This is a genomic window from Oerskovia sp. PE-21s (assembly GCF_056158145.1).
In genome coordinates this window covers 1-2,775 of sequence record NZ_JBUXJM010000016.1, presented here as the reverse complement: position 1 = coordinate 2,775, position 2,775 = coordinate 1, and the positions used below count along the sequence as shown (strand labels likewise).

Annotated in this window: 3 protein-coding genes; 1 reads left to right on the top strand and 2 read right to left on the bottom strand. The window is 69.7% G+C overall.

Annotation, left to right across the window (positions count from 1 at the left end; genetic code table 11):
- Positions 1-435 precede the first annotated feature (435 nt).
- Positions 436-780, top strand: a complete 345-nt coding sequence (locus ACZDYF_RS18775; RefSeq protein ID WP_475061299.1) for a putative quinol monooxygenase — start codon at positions 436-438, stop codon at positions 778-780.
- Between the two features lie 67 nt (positions 781-847).
- Here ACZDYF_RS18775 and ACZDYF_RS18770 read toward each other — a convergent pair whose 3' ends face one another.
- Together ACZDYF_RS18770 and ACZDYF_RS18765 are read right to left on the bottom strand one after the other, a co-directional pair.
- Complete coding sequence (locus tag ACZDYF_RS18770; RefSeq protein ID WP_475061296.1) at positions 848-1,363, bottom strand: HAD domain-containing protein; 516 nt, start codon at positions 1,361-1,363, stop codon at positions 848-850.
- Positions 1,364-1,427: 64 nt separating this feature from the next.
- A complete protein-coding gene (locus ACZDYF_RS18765; protein ID WP_475061293.1) occupies positions 1,428-2,246 on the bottom strand; it encodes a TrmH family RNA methyltransferase in 819 nt (272 codons plus the stop codon).
- Positions 2,247-2,775 lie beyond the last annotated feature (529 nt).

Below are 2,775 nucleotides of genomic sequence, written 5' to 3'. Positions count from 1 at the left end.
GTTAATCTTATCAGACTTTCCGGGGCTTTCCTACCTCGCGATTTCTCGTGAAGTGAGCCGCACAAGCCGACCGCATTCCCTACTCCTCAAGGAAACAAGTAGCCTCAGGAGTCTTCAGGAAGTGTGGTTCACCCGGGGGATCCAGCCACTTCGCGGCGGCTCCGAAGAGCTTCGCAGTGGTGTCTGTTCCTCCCTGCCGGGCTGACTCAGAGAACATTACGGGGATCGGGGCCCGATGGTCAAACCCGTGCCCCGTGACCCCGGTCACCGGGGTGCGGGCGGCGGTGGCCGACGTTCTCCAACTCACGGGCTCCGCTCGCGACGACGATCGCCCGCGCGACATGCGTCTGATCGCTGCGACGATCGGACGGACGGACGGTTCGACCGGACCGACGGTCCGTCGTGCCCTGGCGCTCACCCAGGTAGCGTCGGCCCATGAGCTTCCACGACGACCCCTCCCGCCCACAGGCAGACCAGTACCCGGGCGCGACCCGGCACGTCCGCGTTCACGTGCCCTGTGTCATCGAGGAACGGCATCTGGCTCGTGCTCTCGAGTCGTACCGGGAGCTGGTCGTTGCGACTCGCCAGGAGCCCGGTTGCCTGTCGTACGAACTCCTCCAGTCAAGGGACGACACCACTCGGTTCGTCCTCGTCGAGGAGTGGGAGTCGCAGGAGCACCTCGACGCGCACACTCGGACGGAGCACTTCGTGCGACTCGTCGCAGCGCTCGAGGACCTCGAGAAGGCAGAGCCCGCGGAGCTCTATCGTCAGGTCCTCTAGGGCCCAGCACGGAAGTTCGCCGAGCCCCTCTCCCTGCGGCCGGCCTCGACGTCGGCCCCGGTTCCCCTCAGCGGGCGAAGGTCTCCACGTCTCGCAGCCAGGTCGCGATCACGCCGATGTCCGCCGAGGTCAGCCCGACGGCGGAATCGACCTGGTGCAGCAGCGCGGCGCCTGGATGGTCGGCCTCGATCCACCACCGGTCGGCGTCCCCGATGACGTCGTCGACCCAGACGAACGGACGCCCCGCGGCGATCCGGACCAGTGCTCTCGTCTTCCACTGCAGGTCATCCGCGCCACGGTCCCCCGCGTACGCGGGAAAATCCGCAACCGGGAGGCTCGGCAGGCCGAGCAAGGGGGCGATCACCTCGTTCGCCTCATGCATCCAGGCCGTCGCCCAGACGAGCTCGCACCCCAACCCCGTGAGCAGAGGACCCATCGCCCGATCGATGCACGCCAGGTAGGGGTTCGATGCTGCGGTCCAGGTCTCGGGCGGGCCCGGCACCCACGGCATTCCCGGCCCTCCGAAAGGCAGCAGGGTTCCGTCGATGTCGAGGAACAGGATCGGTCGCGGTGCGATGGCCATGCGCGCACGGTAGCGCAGCCCTGGTCGTCGTCGCTCGACGCCCACGTGGATCGAGCGGGCCCGGCTACGTCGCCGCGCGCTGTCGACGCGCTTCGTAGAGCACGATCGAGGCGGCGTTCGCCGCGTTGAGCGAGCTGGCCGCGCCGGCCATGGGGATGCTGAGCGTGACGTCGGCGGCATCTCGCCAGGCGCGCGAGAGTCCCGCGGTCTCGTTGCCGATGAGGAGGAGGGTCGGACCTGTCAGGTCGTGCTCGGAGATCTGGGCCTCTCCGTCCTCGTCCGTGGCGACGACGACGATCGGCACGCCGCTCACCCGCCGGCTCTCGACCCATTCCATGACCTCGAGGGGAGACTCCGCCCGGATCGTCGGTACCGCGAAGAACGAACCGGTGGAGGCGCGCACCGCCTTCGGGTCGTACGCGTCGGCCGCATGCCCCGTGGTGATCACGCCGTGCGCGCCCAAGGCGTCGGCCGACCGGACGATCGACCCGATGTTGCCCGGCTGCGTCGGACGGTCGAACACCAGACCCAGGAAGTCCGCCGGAACGGGGATCCGCAGGAGGTCGTCCGCGGGCATCGCGACGACGGCGAGCAGCTCGGCCACGCCCTCGGACTTCTCGCTGAGTTCCCCGAGCAGCGGCGCGGCCATCGCGATCTTCTCTGCGTCGGGGAGGGAGGCGAGCAGGCCGCGGGCCCACGGCGAGAGCGACCGGTCCGCGTCGTACACCAGGGCACGGACGTCCCAGCCGTGCTCGATCGCCAGGTTGACGGGCCGGACTCCCTGCACGATGAACTCGCCCGCACGATGACGCTTGGTCCTGTTCGCGAGCAACGTCTGCAGCACCTGAAAGCGTGCGTTCCGTGCGCTGATGCGGGTTACCACGTGTTCCTCCTGAACCGTTGTGCGGCGACGCGGTCCGGCCGTCGCCCCCTGGAAGGCTACCGGCTCACGACCGGTGCAGACGGTGTCCCGCAGTCGGCAGCCCGACCGACGCGTCGCGCGGGACCGGCGTCCGGGGGACATGGCCATGCCTCGTTCGACCACCTCCCCCGTCTCCCCGGGTCGGACAGCCGTCAGCCTCGGCGGTACGGTCGTGTTCGTCGTGGGCTGCGCCGGCTCTGGCGCTCGCCCTGTCGCCGACGCTCCTCCTGACGGCCTTCGTGCTCACAGCTTCTCGGCGTCGCCGCGGGTTTGCTCGTCCGGGTGCACCGCAGTGGCGGCGGAGCGCCGGAGCGCACGGCCCGACGGCGGAGCTGACCCCACCGGCTCCGGCCCGGGCCATGCTGAGCGCGCCTGGCCGTGAGGCTGACTCACGGCGGTTCGTCGGAGCATGGCGGGCGTTTCCGGGGACGGAAAAGCCCCGGCACGGGTGGGTGCTGGGGCTGAGGGGGCTGCTCCGGGGCTCGCGAAA